20 protein-coding genes are annotated in these 22,591 nt (G+C 70.5%); 11 read left to right on the top strand and 9 right to left on the bottom strand.

From position 1 onward, the window contains the following. Positions 1-29 precede the first annotated feature (29 nt). The 5 genes from ACU5E9_RS07540 to pdxR all read right to left on the bottom strand — a co-directional run bounded on the left by ACU5E9_RS07540 (position 30) and on the right by pdxR (position 5,288). On the bottom strand, positions 30-1,127 hold the full coding sequence (locus ACU5E9_RS07540; RefSeq protein WP_456813002.1) for an ABC transporter substrate-binding protein: 1,098 nt from the start codon (positions 1,125-1,127) through the stop codon (positions 30-32). A 58-nt stretch (positions 1,128-1,185) separates the two neighbouring features. After that, positions 1,186-2,058: an ABC transporter permease gene (locus ACU5E9_RS07535; RefSeq protein WP_456813001.1), complete on the bottom strand. Its 873-nt coding sequence runs from the start codon at positions 2,056-2,058 to the stop codon at positions 1,186-1,188. Further along, complete coding sequence (locus ACU5E9_RS07530; protein WP_456813000.1) at positions 2,055-2,933, bottom strand: ABC transporter ATP-binding protein; 879 nt, start codon at positions 2,931-2,933, stop codon at positions 2,055-2,057. The genes ACU5E9_RS07535 and ACU5E9_RS07530 overlap by 4 nt, the downstream gene beginning before the upstream one ends. A 3-nt stretch (positions 2,934-2,936) precedes the next feature. Further along, positions 2,937-3,473, bottom strand: a complete 537-nt coding sequence (locus ACU5E9_RS07525; protein ID WP_456812999.1) for a flavin reductase family protein — start codon at positions 3,471-3,473, stop codon at positions 2,937-2,939. 315 nt (positions 3,474-3,788) lie between these two features. Further along, positions 3,789-5,288, bottom strand: coding sequence for a MocR-like pyridoxine biosynthesis transcription factor PdxR (gene pdxR, locus ACU5E9_RS07520; protein WP_456812998.1), 1,500 nt, complete (start codon positions 5,286-5,288; stop codon positions 3,789-3,791). An 85-nt stretch (positions 5,289-5,373) separates the two neighbouring features. On the opposite strand from pdxR, the gene ACU5E9_RS07515 reads away from it, so the two are divergent. Next, positions 5,374-6,108: a pyridoxamine 5'-phosphate oxidase family protein gene (locus ACU5E9_RS07515; RefSeq protein WP_456812997.1), complete on the top strand. Its 735-nt coding sequence runs from the start codon at positions 5,374-5,376 to the stop codon at positions 6,106-6,108. A 231-nt stretch (positions 6,109-6,339) separates the two neighbouring features. Here the strand turns inward: ACU5E9_RS07515 and ACU5E9_RS07510 are convergent, their stop codons facing one another. Further along, positions 6,340-6,753, bottom strand: a complete 414-nt coding sequence (locus ACU5E9_RS07510; protein ID WP_456812996.1) for a hypothetical protein — start codon at positions 6,751-6,753, stop codon at positions 6,340-6,342. Positions 6,754-7,093: 340 nt separating this feature from the next. Here ACU5E9_RS07510 and ACU5E9_RS07505 point away from each other — a divergent pair, with 340 nt between their 5' ends. The 10 genes from ACU5E9_RS07505 (at position 7,094) to arsM (ending at position 19,512) form a co-directional block, all read left to right on the top strand. Further along, positions 7,094-8,128, top strand: coding sequence for a LacI family DNA-binding transcriptional regulator (locus ACU5E9_RS07505; protein WP_456812995.1), 1,035 nt, complete (start codon positions 7,094-7,096; stop codon positions 8,126-8,128). A 377-nt stretch (positions 8,129-8,505) separates the two neighbouring features. After that, complete coding sequence (locus tag ACU5E9_RS07500) at positions 8,506-9,675, top strand: sugar ABC transporter substrate-binding protein (RefSeq protein WP_456812994.1); 1,170 nt, start codon at positions 8,506-8,508, stop codon at positions 9,673-9,675. Between the two features lie 11 nt (positions 9,676-9,686). After that, a complete protein-coding gene (locus tag ACU5E9_RS07495) occupies positions 9,687-11,282 on the top strand; it encodes a sugar ABC transporter ATP-binding protein (protein ID WP_456812993.1) in 1,596 nt (531 codons plus the stop codon). Next, positions 11,279-12,343, top strand: coding sequence for an ABC transporter permease (locus tag ACU5E9_RS07490; protein ID WP_456812992.1), 1,065 nt, complete (start codon positions 11,279-11,281; stop codon positions 12,341-12,343). The genes ACU5E9_RS07495 and ACU5E9_RS07490 overlap by 4 nt, the downstream gene beginning before the upstream one ends. An 87-nt stretch (positions 12,344-12,430) precedes the next feature. Continuing rightward, the gene (gene rutA, locus ACU5E9_RS07485) at positions 12,431-13,516 is read left to right on the top strand and encodes a pyrimidine utilization protein A (RefSeq protein ID WP_456812991.1); all 1,086 of its coding nucleotides are present in this window, start codon (positions 12,431-12,433) and stop codon (positions 13,514-13,516) included. Beyond that, entirely contained in the window at positions 13,513-14,454 is a 942-nt protein-coding gene (locus ACU5E9_RS07480) for a carbon-nitrogen hydrolase family protein (RefSeq protein WP_456812990.1), read from the top strand. The genes rutA and ACU5E9_RS07480 overlap by 4 nt, the downstream gene beginning before the upstream one ends. Positions 14,455-14,480: 26 nt before the next feature. Beyond that, positions 14,481-16,289: an amidase gene (locus tag ACU5E9_RS07475; RefSeq protein ID WP_456812989.1), complete on the top strand. Its 1,809-nt coding sequence runs from the start codon at positions 14,481-14,483 to the stop codon at positions 16,287-16,289. Beyond that, on the top strand, positions 16,286-17,752 hold the full coding sequence (locus ACU5E9_RS07470) for an MFS transporter (RefSeq protein ID WP_456812988.1): 1,467 nt from the start codon (positions 16,286-16,288) through the stop codon (positions 17,750-17,752). The genes ACU5E9_RS07475 and ACU5E9_RS07470 overlap by 4 nt, the downstream gene beginning before the upstream one ends. Positions 17,753-17,834: 82 nt before the next feature. Next, complete coding sequence (locus tag ACU5E9_RS07465) at positions 17,835-18,530, top strand: isochorismatase family protein (protein WP_456812987.1); 696 nt, start codon at positions 17,835-17,837, stop codon at positions 18,528-18,530. 190 nt (positions 18,531-18,720) lie between these two features. Further along, entirely contained in the window at positions 18,721-19,512 is a 792-nt protein-coding gene (arsM, locus tag ACU5E9_RS07460; protein WP_456812986.1) for an arsenite methyltransferase, read from the top strand. A 95-nt stretch (positions 19,513-19,607) separates the two neighbouring features. Here the strand turns inward: arsM and ACU5E9_RS07455 are convergent, their stop codons facing one another. From ACU5E9_RS07455 to ACU5E9_RS07445, 3 genes are all read right to left on the bottom strand, one after another. Continuing rightward, a complete protein-coding gene (locus tag ACU5E9_RS07455) occupies positions 19,608-20,396 on the bottom strand; it encodes an alpha/beta fold hydrolase (RefSeq protein WP_456812985.1) in 789 nt (262 codons plus the stop codon). 70 nt (positions 20,397-20,466) lie between these two features. After that, on the bottom strand, positions 20,467-21,201 hold the full coding sequence (locus tag ACU5E9_RS07450; RefSeq protein ID WP_456812984.1) for a hypothetical protein: 735 nt from the start codon (positions 21,199-21,201) through the stop codon (positions 20,467-20,469). 104 nt (positions 21,202-21,305) lie between these two features. Then, positions 21,306-22,568, bottom strand: a complete 1,263-nt coding sequence (locus ACU5E9_RS07445; RefSeq protein ID WP_456812983.1) for a glycosyltransferase — start codon at positions 22,566-22,568, stop codon at positions 21,306-21,308. Positions 22,569-22,591: the final 23 nt, after the last annotated feature.

Below are 22,591 nucleotides of genomic sequence, written 5' to 3'. Positions count from 1 at the left end.
ACGACGGGCGCCCCGGGGATGGCCGAGCGTTAGGGCGCCGGCCAGATCAGGGTGGTGCCGTCGTAGATCGCCTCGATGAAGCTGTTGTCGAAGTACGCGGTGGGGTCGGCGGGGGCTTCGGCGATCTGCTCGCTCTCGACGAGGAACTCGGACTCTGCGGTGACGTTGTCGAAGTCGATCAGGCCGATCGGGGCATCCGCCGGCTGGTTGTCGGTGACAATGTCGTACTCGGTGGTCCAGACCTTGAGGTTGTGCTCGGCGTCGTAGCCCTCACCGGAGAGGTCGGAGGCGAACGCGACGCACTCTTCGCCGTTCTCGCCGCAGTAGTCGAAGGCGTGCTGGCTGGCGCGGAGGAAGTCCTCGACGGCGGTGGCGTTGTCGGCGGCGAACTCCTTGTTCACGGCCAGGCTGCCCAGCGACCCGGCGACGCCGAAGTCGTACGGGCGCCACACGGTGACGTCCTCACCGGCGGCCTCGAGCAGGTTGGGCTCGTTGGAGATGAAGCCGGTGAGCGAGTCGACCTGGCCGCGCGGCAGGATGGTGGGGTCGTAACCCACGACGACCTGCTGGATGCTCGACAGGTCGGCGCCGGCGTTTGTGAGCATGGCGCCCACGGCGGGCGGCAGGTTGCCCTTCTGGCCGAGGATGGTGCCGTCCAGCTCGCTGAGGTCGGTCACGTCGGTGCCGGTCATCAGGATCTCCAGGCCCACGTTGGAGTAGGTGGCGATGCCGGTGACGTCGATGCCGTTGTCCTGCGCGGTGATGAGGTTCTGCTCGTCGACGCTGGTGATGGTGACGGTGCCTGCGGCGAGCAGCTGCGCGTTCTGGCTGGTGTCGCCGGTGCCGGGCTGGATGTCGACGTCGAGGCAGAGGGCGTCGAAGTAGCCCAGCTCGTCGGCGGCGATGATGTTGAGGATCGACACCGACGCCTGGTACTGGTACCCGGTGAGGAAGTTGATCGTGCCGGCGGCCTCGTTCAGCGCGCAACGCTCGTCGGAGATGGCGCTCGCCGCCGCGGCGGTGTCGGTGTCGGGGGCGTCGTCTGCGGCGGGGCTACAGGCGGTGAGGCCGAGGGTGAGGGCGGCGATGGCAACGGCGGCCAACGCGTGGACGGGGCGGGTGGGCATAGCGGTCTCCTGGTGCGGTGGGGTGCGAATGGTGCGGGGGATGGGGACGAGCGGATTGTTAGTTTTTGGAGCCCTGCCGGGATTCGTGCCAGTGCAGCACCCGGTCCTCGATGGCGGTGATGATGAGCAGCAGCAGCGAGCCCATGATCGCCAGGCAGAAGATGGCGGCGTAGACCACGGCGAGGCGGTTGTTCGACGACGCGACGCTGATCACGGTGCCCAGGCCGTCGGCGGCGCCGGGGGCGGAGAGCTCGGCGACGACGGCACCGATGATCGAGAGCGGGAACACGACGCGGAGGGCGGTGAAGAGGTACGGCAGGGCGCTGGGCATCCGCACGTGCCACAGCATCTCGAGGCGGGAGGCGTGCAGGGTGGTGAAGACCTGCAGTACCGCCGGGGAGACCGAGCGGAGGCCGGTGGCGACGTTGATGAGGATGGGGAAGAAGCAGATCAGCGCGGTGACGATGAGCTTGGGCTCCGGGCCGAAACCGAACGCCACGACCAGGGCCGGGGCGATGGCGACCAGCGGGGTGACGCTGAGCACCACGGCAATGGGCATGATGGCCCGCCGGGCGATGGGCAATTCGGAGACGAGCACCGCAAGGATGAACGAGGCGACGAAGCCGATGGCCAGTCCCACCAGCGCCACGGCCAGGGTGGCCCAGGCGTTGGCGAGGTAGAAGCCGGGGTTGGCGGCGAGGGCCTCGCCGACCGCGGCGAGCGGAGGCAGCAGGTAGGGGCTGTCCCTGGCGGTGACGCTCCAGAGGATGCCGAGGCCCACCAGCAGCACCGCGAGCGGCAGCCAGTAGGCGGGGCGGAGGAAACCGAGCCGTTTGGGCAGGCCGGTGCGGGTCTTCGTTGCCGGCGGCGCCGCGTGTTCGGTCACGGGGGTCTCCTGGATCGTGGCGGGTTCGGGGGTGATGACGCTCACAGGGCGGCTCCTGCCGGGATGGGGGTGGACCCGGTCATCGGGTTCTCCTGCCAGGCGGTCTGCAGGTGGTCGCGGATGACGTCTTCGAAGTGGTGGAACTCAGCGGTCTTGAGCATCGCCTGGCTGCGCGGGCGGGGCAGGGTGATGTCAACGGATGCCGTGATCCGGCCGGGGCGGGCCGACATCACGAGCACCTTGTCGGAGAGCCGCACCGCCTCGGAGACGGAGTGGGTGACGAAGACCACGGTGGTCTTGTTCTCGTCCCAGATGTCGAGCAGCTGTTCCTGGATCGACTCGCGGGTGAACTCGTCGAGCGCGGAAAAGGGTTCGTCCATGAGCAGCACGTCGGGCTGCACGCCGAACGCCCGCACGATCGCGGCGCGCTGCTGCATGCCGCCGCTGAGCTGGGCGGGCAGCTTGTGCACCGCATCCGTCAGCCCGGCCTTGGCCAGAAGGTCGAGCATGTCGGGGGCGGGGCGGGCGAGGTGACCGTGGATGCGGCTGCGCAGCTTGTCGGCGCGGCGGTTGACCTTGGCGGGCATGCTCACGTTGCCGAGCACGTCCTTCCACGGCAGCAGGGCGGGGGCCTGCGGCACCAGGCCGATCATCTTCGCCGCGCAGGCGCGCTCGGGGGTGACGCCGAACACCTCGGCGGTGCCGGCGTCGGCGTCTTCGAGGCCGGCGATGAGGCGCAGCAGGGTGGACTTGCCGCATCCGGACGGGCCGATGATGCTCACGAACTGGCCGCGCTTGATGTCGACGTCAACGTTCTGCAGGGCCACGTGCTGGCTGGCGCCGGAGCCGTAGATCTTGACGGCGCCGCGGATCGAGATCGAATCGGCGGTGCTGCTGGGGGCGGGGGCGGTGAGGGTCATGGGTCAGACCAGCTTCCTGAACTCGCGGTTCTGGTAGACGAGCGGGGTGAGCTCGGAGCGGATGACCTCGTCGACGTGCACGATGATCATGAGGTGGTCGCCGACGGTCCAGCGCTCGTGCACCTGGCCGAGGAGCGAGGCCTGCGCGCCGGTGACGACGGGAACGCGGTCGTAGTCGCCGTGCAGGGTGACGGCGGAGAACTTGTCGATGCCCTTGGTGGCGAAGTGCCGGGCGACGTCGCCCTGGTCGGCGGCGAGGATGTTGACGGCCACGTGGTCGGTGCGGGCGAACGCCGGGTAGCTCTCGGCGGTCTCGGCCAGGAACACGGCCACCAGCGGCGGGCTCACCGACACGCTGGTGAAGCTGTTGGCGGTGAAGCCGTACGCGACACCGTTCACGTTGGTGGTGACGAGGGTTACCGAGGTGGCCATGCCGGCCAGGGCCCGGCGCAGTTCCGCGGCGTCGAACGCGGCGGATGCGACGGGCGCGGGTGCGGGGGCGGCCGCCGGTTCGGCGGAACGGGGATCGGTCTTCTGCACGCTAGCCTCCAAGGCGCAATACGAGTGGTCGAGAGGAGGAGAGCGAGCGGGTGAAGTGCACGGCTGGCTGTTTCAGTCAGGTGGCAAATGGCCCGCGGAGGTCCGTTGGGTTTCACAGTAGGTGGCGCAGATTTCGCGAAAGTCAGCCTCCTGTTTCGCGCAGGTAAACTCCGGGGCGGTCCCGGAGGTGCCCGTCGCGCCCACCTCGCTGGTCGAGCTTGTCGAGACCCCGTGACCTGCGCGAGCGTCGCGGCACGTCGTTCGTTCGCAAACTTCCGCCCTTCGTCGCGACGACGAAGGCGGGAAGTCTGCACATCAGTTCGCGGTAAGGAGGTCGACGAGCACGTCGAGCGCGCGGCCGAGCTCGAGGTCGGCCGGCGAGCCGTAGCCGAGCACCAGGCCGTGCTGGCCGCGTTCGAGAACCGCGTAGTCGGCCAGCGTCGCGACCCGCACCCCGCGGGCGGCGGCCTGCGTGACGAGAGCGGATGCATCCGCCCCGCCGGCAACGTCAACGTGCACGACCACGTGCAGCCCGCCGTCGAGGCCGGCCAGTCGCACGCCGGGCAGCGCGCCCAACCTGCTGATCACCAGGGCGCGGCGGTGGGCGTACTCGCGGCGCACCCGGGTGACATTGCGGGCCAGGCCGCCGCTCTCGAGGTAACGCGCGAGGGCCGCCTGCTGCACCCCGGACACGGACGGGCCGAGGTCGTGCCGAACCTCGCGCAGCGCCGCGCCGAGGTCGCCGGTCGCCACGATGTAGCCGCAGCGGATCCAGGGGGTGACGGTCTTGGAGAAGCTGCCGACCAGCGCGACCCGGCCCGACGTGTCGAGGGTCGCCAGCGCCGGCAAGGGAGAGGTGCCGAATCGGAACTCGCTGTCGTAGTCGTCTTCGATGACGACGGCGCCGGATGCGCGCGCCCAGTCGAGCAGGTCGAGCCGGCTCTGCACCGACAGGCTGCTGCCGAGCGGGTACTGGTGGCTCGGGGTGACGAGCACCGCGTGCGGGGCGGGGGAAAGTGCGGCGAGTTCCGCGAGGTCGATGCCGTCGTCGCCGGTGCGGATCGGCTCGAGGTGGGCGCCGACCCTGCGCAGCACGCGCCGGGCGGTGGGGTAGCCGGGGTCCTCGACGGCGATGTGCGGGGTGCGCGGCGGAACGTCGGTCGAGCCGGCCAGGGCGGCGAGCGCCAGCCCGATCCCGGCGAGCGCGTCGCTGGTGCCTGCGGTGACGATCACGTCGTCGGGCCGGCAGGCCAGGCCGCGCGCTCGCCGCACGTGCTCGGCGATAGCCGCCCGCAGTTCCGGGGTGCCGGTGTCGGGTGGTGAGTCGCTGCGGCCCGACGCGGACACGGCTGACCGCCAGGCCGCGGTCCAGGCCGGGTCGACGAGGGTGCGGGTGGACGGATGCCCTGGCGCCAGGTCGATCACCGGCCCGGTAGCCCGGTCAGCCCGGCGTGCGGCGGTCGGCTCTGACGGCGGTGCGGCCGCGGGCTCCCGGCTGGCCGGGTGGGCGCCCGTATTCCGGCCGGGCGTGGATAGGCCGGTGACCGTCCCCGCACTGTGTCGCTCCACCATGACCCGTGTCGCCGAGCCGGGCGTCGCCTGCAGGTAGCCCTCCCCGGCGAGCTGGTCATACGCGGCGACGACGGTGCCGCGCGACACCCGCACCGAGCCGGCGAGGGCGCGGGTGGACGGCAGCGGCTCGTCGTGCCGCAGCGTTCCGTTGAGGATCGCCAGTCTCAGCGCGCCGGCGAGCTGGGCCGCGAGGGGAAGGGGGGAGGCGCGGTCGAGCAGGATGGGCAACTCGTGTGCGTTCATCGGGCTCCTCGCCGTTCAACTGGTCCATTCAAACTTGACCGAAGTGGTTCTGGTGCTGGTCCAGTCTGCGCTTGATCCTAGTAGTATGCCCACAGAAACCCCGTCCCAGAACGACGCATCCGCCGGCCCGACCGACCTGCCCGTCACCGACCGCACCCGCATCACCCGCATGCCGGAGCGCCAGCGCACCGACCGGGCCGAGCTCTACGGCATCCTCGACGACGCGCTCGTCGCCCACGTGGCGATCGTGCGCGACGGCCTGCCGCTGGTGCTGCCGATGGGCTTCGGCCGCGGCGGCGACGCCATCTACCTGCACGGCTCGACCGGCAGCGGCATCTTCCGGGCCATGGCAGCCGGCACCCCGATCTCGGTCACCGTGACGCACCTCGACGGCCTGGTCTACGCCCGGTCGCTGTTCGACAGCTCGATGAACTACCGCAGCGCCGTCGTGTTCGGCGTGCCGACCGTGGTCGCGGCCGCCGACAAGGAAGAGGCCATGCGCGCCGTCTCCGACCACCTGATGCCGGGCCGCTGGGACGAGGTGCGCCCGATGACCAAGCGTGAGCTGGCCGCGACCCTCGTGCTGCGGCTGTCGCTGGAGGAGGCCAGCGTGAAGGTGCGCGCACACGGTGCCTCCGAGGCGGCGGATGACGGCGAGGACCGCGCGGTCTGGGCCGGGGTGCTGCCCCTTCGGGTGACGGCTCTGGCGCCGGAGACCTCCGCGCTCACCCCGCCCGGCACCCCGCTGTCCGCGGCGGCGCTCGCGTACGCGGCCCGTGTGGCACCCGTGGCGTCCGAGTCGGGGAGCGCTGCCGGATGATCGTCGTCGCCTGCGCGGGCCTGGTCGCCCTGACTGCCGTCGGCGTCGTCTGCACGCTCAAGGCGGTCGCGACCGACGGTTACCGCCGCATCCCACACCGCTGAGCGCATCCGCCCGCTGCCCGTGCGCTCAATTACGAACTTCGCACAGTGTGATGCCCCCAGGAGGGTGCTGTGTCCGTAATTGAGCTCCGCACCGGAGGGCGGCGCGGCGCGCGGGGAGGTCGCGGGCTCAGCGGGTGAGCAGCTCCAGCGGCGCATCCGGCCGGAAGATGTAGACATCCACGTGCATGTCGGCGGCCGCGGCGCTGGGCCAGGAGGCCGGGGTGAAGAAGCGGGCCAGCGGCTCGCTGATGCAGATCACCAGGCGCGGCCGGGTGGGTAGCACGCCGCGCAGCCAAACCAGCTTGAGCATGTCGGCGATGGCCTTGTTGCGGTGCGACGATTTGGGGGCGCCGGTGTTGGCCACCAGCTGCACGAGCACGCTCGCGGCGGCGTCGATGCCCTCCACCTCCACTCGCAGGCCGCCCGGCACGGTGAGGGTGCGCGACTCGAGGTCGACGCCGAGGCGCTCGCCGAGGGCGCGCAGCATGGCGTGTTCGGTCGATTCGGGCTGGATGCGCCCGGTGGCCTCCACGTTCGTCATGCCGGTGTTCCTCTCGCTGCTGCCCCGATGGCCCGTGCTCTCTCGCTGGCCCAGTGCTCCCGATGGCTCAGTGCTCCCGATGGCTCAGTGCTCCCGATGGCTCAGTGCTCCCGATGGCTCAGTGTACGGCCCGCGCCGCCCGCCCAACTGGTCCCCGTGCGGACAAATGGTCCCGGCACACCGGGACCACGTGTCCGCAGCGGTAACAGTTGTGGAGCACGGGCGGCAGCGGGAGCGGATGCGCCGGGCAACCCGGGGACCCCACCCGGGCCCACAGACACGGCCGTCGCACGGGCCCGTGCGGCGGGTTCACGGCGCCCGGTGACATAGTCTGTGACTCATGAGCGCAGGCCACGCAACAAGCTATGACGTGGCACGCGCGGCCGGCGTCTCCCAGTCCACGGTGTCCCGCGCCCTGCGCGACGACCCGCGGGTGTCCCTGGCCACGCGGGAACGCATCCGCTCGATCGCCACCACCATCAACTACTCGCCCAACCTGATGGCGCAGAGCCTGATCACCGGCGTCAGCCGCTCCATCGCGGTGCTCGTGGCCGACCTGCAGAACCCGGTCTACCCGCAGCTGGTCGACTCGGTGCAGACCGCCCTCAACGAACGCGGCTACCGGATGCTGCTGCTCAGCGACCGCTCGGAGGGCGAGCGCGAGCGCGACGTCGACGCCCTCCGCGGCGGGCTCGTGGCCGGCGCCATGTTCATGCAGGCCCGCGTCGGCTCCACCCTCGCCGAAGACCTCGTGGCCCGGGGCCTGCCGCTCGTGGTGATCGGCCGCGACGTCACCTCGCCCAACGCCGGCGCCATCGACCGGTTCGTCGCCGACGGCAGCCACGGGGGAGTGCTCATCGCCGACTACCTCTACGGTCTCGGCCACCGCCGCATCGCCATGGTCGGCGGCCCGGAGAACAACCCGAGCATCAACTTCCGTGAGGTCGCCTTCCGCGCCCGACTTGTCGAGCTGGGCATCCCGCTGCAGCCCGAGCTGGTGCGCCGTGGCCTGATCGAACACGAGACCGGCCTGGCCATGGGCACCGAGCTGCTCACCCTGCCCGAGCGGCCCAGCGTGGTGTACTGCGGCACCGACTACATCGCCTACGGCGTGATCGACGCGGCGAACCGCCTCGGCCTGCGCATCCCCGAGGACGTGCAGGTGATCGGCTACGACGACCTGAGGATGTCGAGCTGGTCGATGTTCGACCTCACCACCGTGCGCCAGCCGCTGCTGGAGATCGCCACCGCCGGCACGCACCGGCTGCTCGACCGCATCGAGGGCCTCTTCGTGGACGAACCCGAGCGCACGGTCTTCCCCGTGCGCCTCGTCGAGCGCGGCACCACCGGCCCCTGGCCCACCCCCGCCGCGTAGCCCGCCCCGCGCCCCCGCGCATCCGCCCCGCGTCCGTCTCGGGCCGCAACTGTTCCCCGTGCGGACAATTGCACCCGGTGTGCCGGGACCATTTGTCCGCACGGGGAACAGTTAGACGGCTCCCTTTCGGCGCCAACGGGCCCGCCTTAACGCGGCCGTAACACTACCGACCAGAGACCGTTACCCCGGGGCCCCTTTCGTGCGATTTCGCGTAATTTACGTCGGCTACATTCGAATGCATTCGGTATCCATTCGAATGCATCATCTCCGATGGGCGACACCCACCGTCTGACGGAAGCTTGCTTTTCCTTACCCGCATCGCCCTTCCCGCACTGCCCACAGCATCCTCAAGACGTGCCCGCACCTAGGAGAAACACATGCACACCCGTTCCCGTCACTTCCTCACCTGGTCCGCGTTGGGGGTGAGCGCAGCCCTCATGCTCACCGGCTGCTCCGCCACCACCGCGGCCTCCTCCACCACCGACTCAAGCGGCACCGCGGACGGCCTCGCCTACGCCACCGCGCAGATCGAGAAGTTCAGCGCCGACCCCGAGTTCACCTTCGACGCCGAGCCGTTCGCGATGGCCGACATCGCCGGCAAGACCATCTTCAACATCCCCAACACCAGCGCCATCCCGTTCATCGTCACGGTGAGCGAGGAGACCCAGAAGGTGGCCGAACGTTACGGCGCCACCTGGGTGGAGTACACCAACCAGGGCAGCCCCACCGAGCACACCGCCGGCATCGACCAGGCCATCAGCCAGAAGGCCGACGTCATTTTGCTCTCCCAGGGCATCAACGGCGAACTGCTGGTCCCCGCCCTCGAGCGGGCCAAGGCCGCCGGCATCCCCGTGGTCGTCACCCACACCATCCAGGACGGCGAGCCGATCCCCGACTCGATCAAGGACCTCATCGCCGGGCAGGTCACCGCCCCGTTCAACGAGTCCGGCCGGCTCAGCGCCGACTGGGCCATCCAGGAGACCGAGGGCAAGGGCAACATCCTCCTCGTCAACACCGCGGAGGTCCCCGTCGCCGGCGGCATCATCGACGCGATGAAGGACGAGATCGCCACGAACTGCCCCGAGTGCACCGTCAAGGAGGTCAACGTTCCGCTGGCCGACTGGGCCACCAAGATCTCCACCAGCGTGCAGTCCGAGATCCAGATCAACCCCGAACTCGACTACGTGCTGCCGGTCTTCGACTCGATGGCCCTGTTCGTCGAGGCCGGAGTCGTGGCCGCGGGCAAGGTGGGCCAGGTGAAGGCAGCGTCCTTCAACGGCACCCCCGCCGTGCTCAAGATCATGCAGGAGGGCGACGTGCTCGCCATGGACGTGGGCGAGTCGATGCCGTGGCTCGGTTGGGCCACCATGGACCAGGTCGGCCGCGTGCTGACCGGCGCCCCGGTCGTCGAAGACGGCTTCGCGCAGACCCCGCTCAAGGTGTTCACCAAGGAGAACGTCGACGAGACCGGCACCCCGCCCGGCTCGACCGAAGGCTACGGCGACGCCTACGTCACCGGCTACGAAGCACTGTGGGGCCAGCCGTAGTGATTCCCTCCATGTCGACACCGTCTGAGCGCACCCCCGAGGCGCTCGCGCCCCTGCTGAAAATCGAGAACCTGTCGAAGACCTTCGGCGGCCTCACCGCGCTCTCTCACGTCGACCTCGACGTTTTCCCCGGGCAGATCCATGGTCTGCTCGGGGAGAACGGCTCGGGGAAGTCGACGCTGATCAAGATCCTCAGCGGCTTCTACACCCCGGATGCGGGTGCCAGCGCCTGGCTGCGCGGCACCCCGATCACCCTCCCCATCGCCCCCGGCTACTTCCGCCGCCTCGGCATCAGCTTCGTGCACCAGGACCTCGGCCTCGTGCCCGAGCTCAGCGTCGTGGAGAACCTGCGGATCAGCAACATCGTGGCCGGCCACGGCCCGCTGATCAACTGGAAGAAGGAACAGGCCCTGGCGAGCGAGACCTTCGCCCGGTTCGGCCTGGACATCGACCCCCGCGAAACCGTCGACCGGCTCGGCGACACCGACCGGGCCCTGATCGCCATCCTCCGCGCCGTCAGCGAGCTCGGCGACCACCGCGCCCTGCTCGTGCTCGACGAACCCACCGTGTTCCTGCCCAAGGAAGACACCGACCTGCTCTTCCGGGTGGTGAAGGAACTCGTCGCCGACGGCGGCATGAGCGCCCTGCTCGTCTCACACGACATGACCGAGGTGCTCGAACACACCGACCGGGTCACCGTGCTGCGGGCCGGCGAAGTGCAGGCCCACCTGGAGACCCGCGACACCACCGACGAGCAGCTCGTGCAGCTGATCGTCGGCCGCAGCCTCCGCCCCGCCAAGCAGGCCATCGACCTCAGCACCGACACCGCCGACACCCACCACGCCGGCGCCGTCGCCCGGGTCGACGACCTCGTCACCGGCCACGTCGACGGCCTCAGCTTCGACGTCGCCGCCGGCGAGATCGTGGGCCTGACCGGCCTGGCCGGCTCCGGCTTCGAAGACGCCCTCGCCGGCATCTACGGCGCCCACACCGGCACCGGCCAGCTCACCGTGCGCGGCACCCGCACTGACATCGCGGATGCCACCCCCCGCTCCTCCCTGAAGGCCGGCATCGTCTACGTGCCGGCCGACCGCAAGACCCAGGGCGGCGTGGGCGAACTGACCGTGGAACAGAACATCACCCTCCCGGTGATCAACCGGTTCCGCACCTGGTTCGGCCTGTCCGCCCGCGGCCTCAGCCGCCGCGCCGAGGAGATCAGCGAGAGCTATGACATCCGGCCGCGGAACCCGCAGGCCCTGTTCAGCACCCTCAGCGGCGGCAACCAGCAGAAGGCCGTCCTCGGCAAGTGGCTGCAGGACGACCCGCAGCTGATCCTCTTGCAGGAACCCACCCAGGGCGTCGACATCGGGGCCCGCAGCATCATCTTCGAACTGCTCCGTTCCACCGCCGCCGGGGGAGTGCCGATCATCTGCGCCTCCAGCGACTACGACCAGCTCGCCGCGGTCTGTGACCGCGTCATCGTGCTCGCCCACGGGCGCCCGCACGCCGAATTGACCGGCGCGCTCCTCACCCACGAGGCCATCGCCGCATCCGTCATCACGAGCCTGACCGAGTCCCCGGTCCTGCTGAAAGAGAGTGTTTCATGACCACCACGACGACCGCACCGGTCTCCACGACGGATGCCGCGCCCGGCAGCACCGGCGGCCCCACCCCCACCGGCCGGCGCGGCCGCCCTGCGCTGCCCGCCCGTGCGTTCTGGTTGCAGACCGAGCGCTACGCCCTGCTGATCGCCTGGCTCGTGGTGATCATCGCGTTCAGCATCACCCTGCCGAACACCTTCTTCACCGTCGGCAACCTGCAGAACGTGCTCGGCTCCCAGGCCGTGCTGCTGATCCTCGCCCTCGGCCTGCTCTTCCCGCTCACCGCGGGCGAGTTCGACCTGTCGGTGGCGTCGACCCTGTCGATGTCGTCGATGACCGTGGCCGTGCTCAACGCCCAGATGGGCGTGCCGCTGCTGCCCAGCCTGGCCGCCGCCCTCGGCGTGGGCCTGGCCGTGGGCCTCCTCAACGGGGTGCTCGTGGTGGTGTTCAAGATCGACTCGTTCATCGTCACCCTCGGCTCCGCCACGGTGATGCTCGGCCTGGTGCAGTGGATGAGCAACTCCTCATCGGTCACCGGCATCGACTCGGCGCTGGTGCAGGCCACCGTGGGCTTCCGCGGCATCCTCGGCATGCCGCTGCAGTTCTTCTACGGCCTGATCGCCGCCGTGATCATCCTCGTCATCCTCACCTCCACCCCGATCGGCCGCCGGCTGCTGTTCGTGGGCCGCGGCCGGCAGGTCGCCGAGCTCAGCGGCTTGAATGTGAACCGGCTCCGGATCGGCGCGTTCGTCGGCTCCGGACTGGTCGCCAGCATCGCCGGCATCGTCTACGCCGGCAGCCTCGGCGGGGCCGACCCGTCCAGCGGGCAGTCGTTCCTGCTGCCGGCCTTCGCCGCCTGCTACCTCGGCGCCACCGCCATCGTGCCCGGCCGGTTCAACGCCGTGGGCACCTTCATCGCCGTCTTCTTCCTCTTCACCGGGGTCGTCGGCCTGCAGATGCTCGGCGCGCAGAGCTACGTGCAGCAGCTCTTCTACGGCGGCGCCCTGATCGTGGCCGTCGCGCTCTCCCAGGCGATCCGCCGGCAATCCGCCAAGGCGCACACATAACCCCAGATTTCTCGACCGCTCGACCCGCACCATCCACCCGCACCTACCCGCATCTCCACCCGCACCCACGAAGAAAAGGACTCCCTCATGGACATCGGCGTATTCATCCCGATCGGCAACAACGGCTGGCTCATCTCCAACACCTCGCCGCAGTACAAGCCCAGCTATGACTTCAACCTCGAGATCGTGAAGAAGGCCGAGGACTACGGCTTCGAATTCGCCCTCTCCATGATCAAGTTCCGCGGCTTCGGCGGCGACAGCGAGTTCTGGGACTACAACCTGGAGTCCTTCACCCTGATGGCCGGCCTCGCCGCCGCCACCGAGAAGATCAAGCTCTACGCCTCTGCCGCCGTTCTGGCCCTGCCGCCGGCGGTCGCCGCCCGGATGGCCACCACGGTCGATTCCATCTCGCACGGCCGGTTCGGCGTGAACCTGGTCTCCGGCTGGGCGAAGGACGAATACGCGCAGATGGGCATCTGGCCCGGCGACGTGCACTTCGAGCGCCGCTACCGGTACTCCGAGGAGTACGTGCGCGTGATGCAGGACCTCTGGACCACCGGCGTCAGCGACTTCAAGGGTGAGTTCTTCACCATGGAAGACTGCAAGATGCTGCCGATGCCGGAGAAGCACATCCCCGTCGTGTCGGCCGGCCAGAGCGCCGTGGGCATCGAGTTCGCCGCCAAGTACGCCGACTACAACTTCGTGATGGGCCTGGGCATCAACACCCCCACCGCGCACGCCCCCGGCGTGACCGCGCTGGCCGTGGCCGCCGAGAAGACCGGCCGCGACGTGGGCGCCTACGTGCTGTTCATGATCATCTCCGGCGAGACCGACGAGGAGGCCCAGGCCCTCTGGAAGTCCTACAACGATGGCATTGACATGACCGCCATCGGCTGGATGATCGGTCAGGCCGCCAGCGACACCGGCGACGAGACGAGCACCGCCAAGACCATCGCCGCTCCCGAGGGCGCCGTCAACCTCAACATGGGCACTCTGGTCGGCTCCTACGAGACCGTCGCGCGCCTGCTCGACGAGGCCGCCGAGGTGCACGGCACCAAGGGCATAATGCTGGTCTTCGACGACTTCATCAAGGGCATGGACGACTACGGCACCAAGATCCAGCCGCTGATGGCCTCCCGCGCCGACGTGATGGCCGACCTGTCGGTGTCGTGACCGAGCGCACCCTGTCCGTCGCCGTGGTGCAGTCGGGCGGATGCTCGCCCGACCGCGCCACGGCCGTGGCCGGCCTGCTCGAGCTGTTCGAGCAGGCCGCCCGGCCCGGCGTGGACGTGGTGCTGTTCCCCGAACTGGCCACCACCCCGTACTTCTGCGGCAGCACCGATGGCAGCTACGACGACGGCTATAAGGACTGGGCGCAGACGATTCCCGGTCCCGACACGGATGCCTTCGCTGCGGCCGCGAAACGGCTCGGCACCGGCGTGATCTTCGGGCTCTACGAGCGGGCGGCCGACGGCAAGCTGTACAACGCCGCCGTCGTGATCGACGCGCAGGGCACCCTGGTGCCCGGCACCACCTTTCGCGGCACCACGGTGTCGTCCTACCGCAAGGCATCGATCCCGATGTCCCTCGTGGGTGAGGTGGCGATCAACGAGAAGCACTTCTTCGAGCCCGGCGAGGGCACCGTCGTCTTCGAGGCGTTCGGCACCCGCATTGCCTGCCTGATCTGTTACGACCGCAGCTTTCCGGAGTACTGGCTGGCCGCCCGTGCCGCGGGCGCCGAAGTGGTCGTGGCGCTGGTGTCCTCCCTCGGCACCCGGGAGACCCTGTTCACCCCGGAGCTGCAGGTGCGCGCGATGGAAACCCAGGTCTGGGTGATCGCGCCCAACCGCGGCGGCGCCGAGACCCTGAACGGCCGGGAGACCAGCTACTTCGGGCTCTCCTGCGTGGTCGCGCCCGACGGCGCGCTCCTGGCCAGCGCCCCCGCGCACACCAATCCGGAGCTTCTGCACACCGTGATCGACCTCGCCGAGGTCGACCGGGTGCGCGCCGCCTTCCCACTCAACCGGGACCGACGCCCGCAGCTGTTCCACTACCTCGCCGAGCAGGCCGACCACCTGCAGGCAACCAACCTTTCGGCCGCGTCGCACTGACCCGGCTGGACAGAACGGCTTCCACCATGAGCACCACCAGCACTCCCACCGGCACCACCTCCAGTGTCGAAACCAGCGCCGAGCAGAACGCTGCAACCGGCGCCGAGCAGAACGACGCCCAGGTGCGCCGCACCATCACGCCGCTGCTGGAGGCCGGGCTGGCGGCCAGTCGCGCCCGCCCGCTGCCGGCGTCGCCCTCCGCCGCACAAAACGAACCGGCCCACGCCGACCTGCTCTTCCGGCGGTTGCTGGGCGTGACCGGCGGCCAGGTGTTCGCCGACTCACCGTTCGCGGAGGTCGCCGCCGCCCTCGCGGACACCGAGCTCGGCCCGTTCCCCGGCGACCTCGCCGGTGAGGTGCCCGCCGTCCCGGCTGCCCCGACCGCGCCGGCGGCTGCGACCTCGGCCCCGTTCGCGGTTCCCACCGCCACCGTCACCGAGCTGCTCGCCGCCTACCGGGCCGGCACCCTCACGCCGTCCGCCGCAATCGCGCTGCTCGAGCCGCGCTGGGCACCCGACGGGCCCGCCCCGGCCGCGATCCTCATCGGCATAACCGGCATCCGCTCGGCCGCCGCCGCCAGCGACGCCCGCTACCGCGCCGGCACCGCCCGCCCCCTGGAGGGCGTGCCGTTCGCGGTGAAGGACATCATCGACGTGGCGGACACCCGAGTCACCGCCGGGTCGAACCAGACCGGCGACCGGATCGCGCCCGCCGACGCCACCGTCGTCAGTCGGCTGCGCGCCGCCGGGGCGATCCCGGTGTTCATGGCGGCCACCACCGAGTTCGCCTGCGGCGCCCCCGACAACGACCGGTACGGCCCGGTGCCCAACCCCTGGGACGAGGCCCGCTGGACCGGCGGCTCGTCCACCGGGTCGGCCGCCGCGCTGGCCGCCGGTCTCGTGCCGTTCGCGCTCGGCAGCGACACCGGCGGGTCCATCCGGGTGCCGTCGGCGCTCTGCGGCCTCACCGGCCTCAAGCCCACCTACGGCCTGGTGCCGCGCACCGGGGTGGCCGGGCTGTCCTGGACGATGGACCATGTGGGCCCGATGGCCCGCTCCGCCGCCGACCTCGCCCTGCTGCTGCCGCTGATGGCCGGCCCCGACGGGGAGGACCCCACCGCAGCCGCCAGCGTGCCCGACCTCGGCATCGACCCGGCCGGCATCGCCGGGATGCGCATCGGCGTGCCCCGCGGCTGGTTCACCGAACGCTCCGACGCCGCCGTGCTGGCCGCCCATGAGAGCGCGATCGAGGTGTTCACCGGGCTCGGCGCCGAGATCGTGGCCGTGGAGTTCGACGGCCTCGAGGACGTGCACGACGAGTCGTGGAACGTCTTCTACGGCGAACTCGCCTCCAGCCAGGAGGCCAACAACGACCGGCGCGACCTGTTCGACGCCGGCACCAACGCCCGGCTCGACTGCGGCTTCGTGCCGCTGGCCGTGGACTACCTGCGGGCGCTCCGCCGCCGGCCCCTGGTGCAGCAGCACCTGCTCGACCGGATGGATGCGGCCGGCGTCGACCTGCTGCTCACCCCCGGCGTCGGAGCCACCGCCCCGCGGCTGGACGACCTCACCATGAGCGTGGACGGGCAGGTCTTCAACCTGCACGACGTCATCCCGCGCAACACCCGGCTGTGGGACTACACCGGCTTCCCGGCGTTGATGGCGCCGGCCGGCCTGGCACCCGACGGCCTGCCGGTGGGCATCCAGCTCATCGCCCGGCCCTGGCAGGACCGGCTCTGCCTGGCCGCCGCGATCGGGTTCCAGTCCGTCACCGAGCACCACCGGAAGCTGCCGGCGATCGCCACGACCTGGGCGCCCGAGCGCCCGACGGTATGACCGCGGCGACGGACGCACGCCGGGCCTGGCAGATCCTCTTCGCCACCAGCCTCAGCGTCGTCCTCGTCTTCATCAACTCCAGCGGCCTGGCCATCGCGCTGCCCAGCCTCACCCGCGACCTCGACGCGTCGAGCACCCAGACCACCTGGGTGCTGCTGGTGTACATGCTCGCCACCACCACCCTGATCCTGGTGTTCGGCCGGGTCGCCGACATCCTCGGCCGGCGCCGGCTCTACCTCGCCGGGATCGTGGTGTTCATGCTCGCCACCCTGGGCTGCGGCCTCGCCGCCGACCCCGGTTTCCTCATCGGCATGCGCCTGGTGCAGGGCGTGGGCGCCGCGGCGATCATCACCAACACCACCGCCCTGCTCACGGATGTCTTCCCCGCGCACATCCTCTCCAGCGCCCTGGGAATCAACGCCACCGTCGCCGCCGTGGGGCAGGTGGTCGGCCCGCTGCTCGGCGGTGTCGTCACCGATGTCGTCGGCTGGCGCTGGATCTTCCTCGGCGGCCTGCCGATCAGCCTGATCGGCCTGCTGTTCTCGACGAAACTCATCCCGCGCGCCGGTCCCCGGGTGCGGCACGAGAGCATGGACTACCTCGGCAGTGTGCTGTCGGTGCTCGGCATCGCCCTGCTCGTGATGGTCGTCTCCTTCGGCGGCGAGCTCGGCTGGTCCAGCCCCGGCATCCTGGCCATGGTGGCGGCGGCCGTGGGGGTGTGGACCTGGTTCGTGCTGCTGCAGAAGCGGCGAGAACATCCGCTGATCGACGTGAACCTGTTCAAGAGCCGCACCATCTCGTACCTCTACCTGGCCGCGTTCTTCAACGCGATCAGCAACTTCGCGATCGTGCTGCTCGCCTCGCTGTACCTGCAGGGTGTGCAGGGGCTCAGCGCCATCGACGCCGGCCTGATGATCCTGCCCGCCCCGGTGGGCACCATGCTCGCCGCCGGGTTCGCCGGCCGGCTGGTGCGCACCGTGAACCCGCGCTGGCTCACCTCCACCGGCATGCTCATGATCTGCGCCGGGGCGCTGCTGTTCGCGGCCACCCTCGGTGCGCACACCGCCTACCCGTTCATCGCCGCGGCGCTGTTCCTGGTGGGGCTCGGGGTGGGCCTGTTCATGACCCCGAACACCTCGGCGCTGATGTCGCGGGTGCCGGCCACCCGGCGCGGCATCGCCAACGCCATCCGCTCGACCCTGCAGAACGCCGGGTACCTGTTCAGCACCGCGATCGCGCTGGCCATCGCCACCGGCGGGCTCAGCGCGTCGGAGCGGCTGGCCGCCTACAACGGCACCCTGTTCGGCATGGATCCGGCCGGCCTGAACTCGTTCGTCACCGGCGTTCAGTGGGCGCTCGTCTTGTTCGCGGTACTCGCCCTGGTCGGCGGGATCCTCAGCGTGGTCGGGCCCCGCCCGGGCCGGCCGCGTACCCTGCCGATCATCGTGATCACCGACCCGTGATGCGTTCCGTTACGGCGGCGACCGCCACCATCCACCGCGTTTCACCAGATCAACAGCCCGAACCGACAGCCCAGGAGCAGCCATGAGCACCATCCCCGACGCCACCCCCGAAGCCACCCCAGATGCCACCACGGATGCCACCGCCGGTGCCGTGGCCGAGAATGCCGCGGCCGACTACGCCGCCGCCGGCTACACCGGCGGGCTCGAGCCCGGCGCGCGGCCGGCGCTGATCATCGTCGACCCGGTGCGCGCCTACATCGACAGGTCCTGCGGCCTGTACGCGGGCGTGGAGGCGCCGGTCGAGCAGATGAAGGTGCTCGCCGCCGCGGCCCGCGCCGCCGGGGTGCCGGTGTACATCACCACGGTCGTGCTCGCGCCCGACGGGTCGGATGCCGGGGTATTCTTCCGCAAGGTCCCCGCGCTGGCCGCGTTCCTGCCCGGCAGCCCGTTCGGGGAGTTCATCGATGGCCTGGCGCCTCTGCCGGGGGACACCCTGATCACCAAGCAGTACCCGAGCGCGTTCTTCGGCACCAGCCTGGCCGCGAACCTGGTGGCGCGCGGCATCGACACCGCCGTGATCGCGGGGTTGAGCACCAGCGGGTGCGTGCGGGCATCCGCCATCGACGCCATGCAGAACGGGTTCATCCCGCTCATCGTGGAGGACGCCGTGGGCGACCGGCTGCCCGAGGTGCACGCCGCCAACATCTTCGACCTCGGCATGAAGACCGGCGAAATCTACTCCACCGCCGAGGTCCTCGCCTACTGGAAGTCCCTCTAACCCACTCCCAACTGTTCCCGATGCGGACAAATGGGCCCGGCGCACCGGGTGCATTTGTCCGCACGGGAAACAGTTGCGCGGCGGATGCGGGCCAACGGGCGCCCGATGCGCACCCATTGACGCACATCAATATCCTCGGCATACTGAACACATCGACATCCGTCGATGTAATGCAGGAGTGGATCACCAGATGACCGACCAGACCGCACCCGAGAAGACCGCACCAGAGAAGACCGCGTCCGAGAAGTCGGCGATCACCGAACTGGTGCGCGAGCGCTACGCCGCCCAGGCCCTGCAGGTCACCGACGTGAGCGGCGGCTCCTGCTGCGTCACACCGCTGGAGACGAGCGGCGAGTTCGGTTCGGCGCTGTACCGCGGCACCGAGTCCGCCGAGGTGCCCGACGAGGCGATACTGGCCAGCCTGGGCTGCGGCAACCCCACCGCGGTCGCCGACCTGCTCCCCGGCGAGACCGTGCTCGACCTCGGCTCCGGCGGCGGCATCGATGTGCTGCTCTCCGCCCGCCGGGTGGGCCCCACCGGGTTCGCCTACGGCCTGGACATGACCGACGAGATGCTGGCCCTGGCCCGCGCGAACGCCGCGAAGGCCGGAGCCACGAACGTCGAGTTCCTCAAGGGCTTCATCGAAGAGATCCCGATGGCGGATGCGACGGTGAACGTGATCATCTCCAACTGCGTGATCAACCTCTCGGCCGACAAGAACGCGGTCGTGCGCGAGATGTTCCGGGTGCTCACGCCGGGCGGCCGGCTCGGCCTCTCCGATGTCGTGGCCGAGAACCAGCTCAACGAGGGCGAGCGGATCGAGCGCGGGTCGTATGCGGGCTGCATCGCCGGGGCGCTCTCCGAGGAGGAGTACCGCATGTCCCTGGCCGCGGCGGGCTTCACCGACGTCAGCGTCGAGTTCACCCACGAGGTGGCCGCGCAGATGCACGGAGCGATCATCAAGGCCGTCAAGCCCAGCTGAGCGGCGGTCGGTCACGAGGCGAGGACGTCTTGCGGGGTCTCGACAAGCTCGACCGGCGGGATGGTTGCGACGTGCGCGTGTGTCGCGGCCGGGGCCTAGTCGGAGCCGGGCAGGCCCAGGAACTCGATCGCGGCATCCCGGAACGCCCGGGAGGTGGGCGCGTTGAAGTGGTTGCGGCCGGGGATCTCGAAAAACGCCGCCCGCGGGGTCGCCTCGGCCAGGGCCCGAGAGGCCTCGAGAATACGGTCCTCGCTGCCGGTGGCGAAGAGCACCCGTTGCTCGGGCGCGTTCGCCGCGTGCGGCTGCGGTCCGCCGCGCATGCCCTCGACGAGCGCAATCAGCGCCTCGAGGTCGTTGTCGCGGATGGCGCCGGCCATCTTCAGGTACGCGGCGGTGAGCGGATCCTCCACCGGAACCCCGTCCCGCACGAACGCCCGGGCCTGATCGACGCGGAACCGGGTGAGCGGATCGCCATCCGGGATGCCGCCGAAGACCGCACGGTTGATGCGGGTGGGCATGAACCGGGCGGCGTGCCAGCCGACCCGGGCGCCGAGCGAGTAGCCCACGAAGTCGACCTCGTCGAGCAGGAAGGTGTCGAGCACCGTGAGCACGTCGGTGACGAGCAGGTCCATCGAGTAGCCGTCGGGGGAGTGCGGCTTGTCGCTCTGCCCGTGGCCGCGCTGGTCGATCGCGATGACGTGGTAGCCCTCGCGCACCAGGTCGCGCACCCAGCCGGTGGCGTGGAAGTTCGCCAGCGCGCTGGAGGCGAAGCCGTGCACCGCGAGCACGGTGGGGGCGTCGGGGTCGCCGAATTCGTAGGTGGCGATCTGCACGTTATCGGGAGAGATGACGGTGCGGGCGGGCGGGGCTGAGGGAGTTGGCATCCCTACTATTCGACCACACGGCCGGGCCCCGCGTCTCCTGTCGAGCGGGCCGCGGGCGGCGCCGACTGGTTTAGAGCTCGTCCACGAACATCTGGGTCGCGAGCGGCACGTACTCAGCGCTGGTCTCCGGGTCCCAGCCGACGAGCGCGATGACGTTGCCGCCGACGCGGGCCGTGGTGCCCACCAGCGTGAACGGCGAGCCGCCGACGTCGCCGGTGACCCGGAAGGCGACGGCTTCGTCGGTGCCGGTGAGGCCGGCGTCGGTCTGCTCCACCTGGGTCTGCACCGCGACGCCCTGCATCTCGAACAGGCCCGTGCCGGTGGCGCAACGTTCGAGGGCGTCGACCGAGGCGGCCACGAGGTCGGAGGCGACATCCGCATCACCCGAACTGCTGATCACCGCGGTCATCGAGCGGTCGTTACTGGTGCCGAACTCCAGCGACGCACCCGCCAGCGTCGGGTCGGTGTCCCAGCCCGCACCGAACGGGGTGAGGCAGGTCACGTCCGACGTGGTCAGGCCGGGGTAGATCGAGTCGATCATCTCGCCGGTGTCGGCGTACTGGTCGGGGATGAACTGCAGGCCGGTGAAGACGCCCGCGAGGTCGGCGTCGGTGAGCTGGGTCAGGGCCGCCGCGGTTTCCGTCGGTTCCGCGGATTCCGCAACCTCCGGCGCGAGCGTCGTCGACGCGGATGGCGTGGCCTCCGCGCCGGCGGAGGGGGTGCCGGATGCGTCGCCGCCGGCGCATCCGACCAGCCCGATCAGCAGGATTCCGGCAATCCCGACCCCGAATGTCTTCTGCACCATGTCACGTCCCCCGTGGTTGTGCCCGCCTCGAAGTGTGGCGGGCGAATGGGGGAGAGGTTAGCAGACCCGAATTTCCCGGTCAGGCCCCGGCCCGGGGTGGAGGCTCACGCCCCGACGTCGGTGAGGACCTCCTCGACCAGGTCGACGGCCCGGCCGGTGCCGCCCAGCGCGTGCAGCTCGGCGGCCACGTCACCGGCCCGCGCCCGGTAGCGGGGATGCCCCACCACCTCGTCGTAGCCGGCCCGAACCGCCCGCGCGGAGGGCCGCCCGGTGTGCAGGCTGAGGCCGGCGCCGCTGTGGTGCACCCGCGCGGCCACCTCGGGTTTGTCGCGGTCACCGCCGGCCACGATGATCGGCACGCCGCGCGCCAGCGTCTGTACGGTGCCGCCCCAACCGCCGTTGCTGATCACGACGTCGGCCAGCGCCAGCGCCGCATCGAACGGCACGAAGTCGGCCACGAGCGCGTTCGCCGGCGCCGGGAACGGCAGCGGCACCCCGCCGGTGGTCGCCAGCACGGTCACGTCCACGTCCGCCAGCGCCTCCAGGGCGGGGCGCACCAGCTGCCGCGCATTGATGTTGAGGGTGCCCTGGGTCACCAACACCACCGGCCTCTCGCCCAGCCCGGCCCACCAGTCGGGCAGCGGATGCTCGCCGCCCACCGTGGGCAGCCAGCCCACGAACCGCACGGTGTCGGGCAGGTCGGTGCGTTGGAAGTCGAGGGAGGCGCATCCGCTGGCCAGGGTGAGGCGCGGCGAATACAGCACCATGTTCAGCGGCGTGGACCGGGGCGGCAGGCCCAGCCCGGCGCGTTGTTCGCCGAGGACCCGGTCGAGGCGGCGGGAGAAGAGCGCGAACACCTGCCTCAGCGCCGCGTCCCGGGCCCGGCCCGCGCCGCCCTGGCCCGGGCTCAACCCCAGGCCCGGTAGCGGCAGCGACGGGGTCGGGTAGCTCAGCGGCACGAACGACATCGTCACCCACGGCACGTCGAGCAGTTCGGAGGCCGGCCCGGTGCCGAAGGACATCACGTCGCCGAGCAGCAGGTCGATCGGATGCTCCCGGTGCAGCTCCACCAGGTCCCGCGCCTGGCCACCCAGGGTGCGCACGAAGACGTGCTCGATATCGGCCCGCACGGCCAGCCGGCCGGGCTTGTCGGTGCCGGGGAAGGTGGCCGGCAGGTTGTGTTCGTCGAAGTCGGGAGCGGCCCGCCAGGTGTGCACCGCGGCGCCGAGGGCCTCGAACCGGGGCCGGTAGTGCGCCCCGGTGTACACGGTGACCTGGTGCCCGCGGGCGACCAGTTCGGCGACGAGTCCCGTCGCGGGAGCAACGTGCCCGGCGAACGGCATAATCGAGAGCACGATGTGCGCCATCGCCCCATGGTCGCCCGGTGTTC

It is taken from the genome of Cryobacterium sp. AP23 (assembly GCF_054075385.1).
Note: the sequence above shows the minus strand (reverse complement) of the source record. Positions and strands in the feature narration are given on the sequence as shown.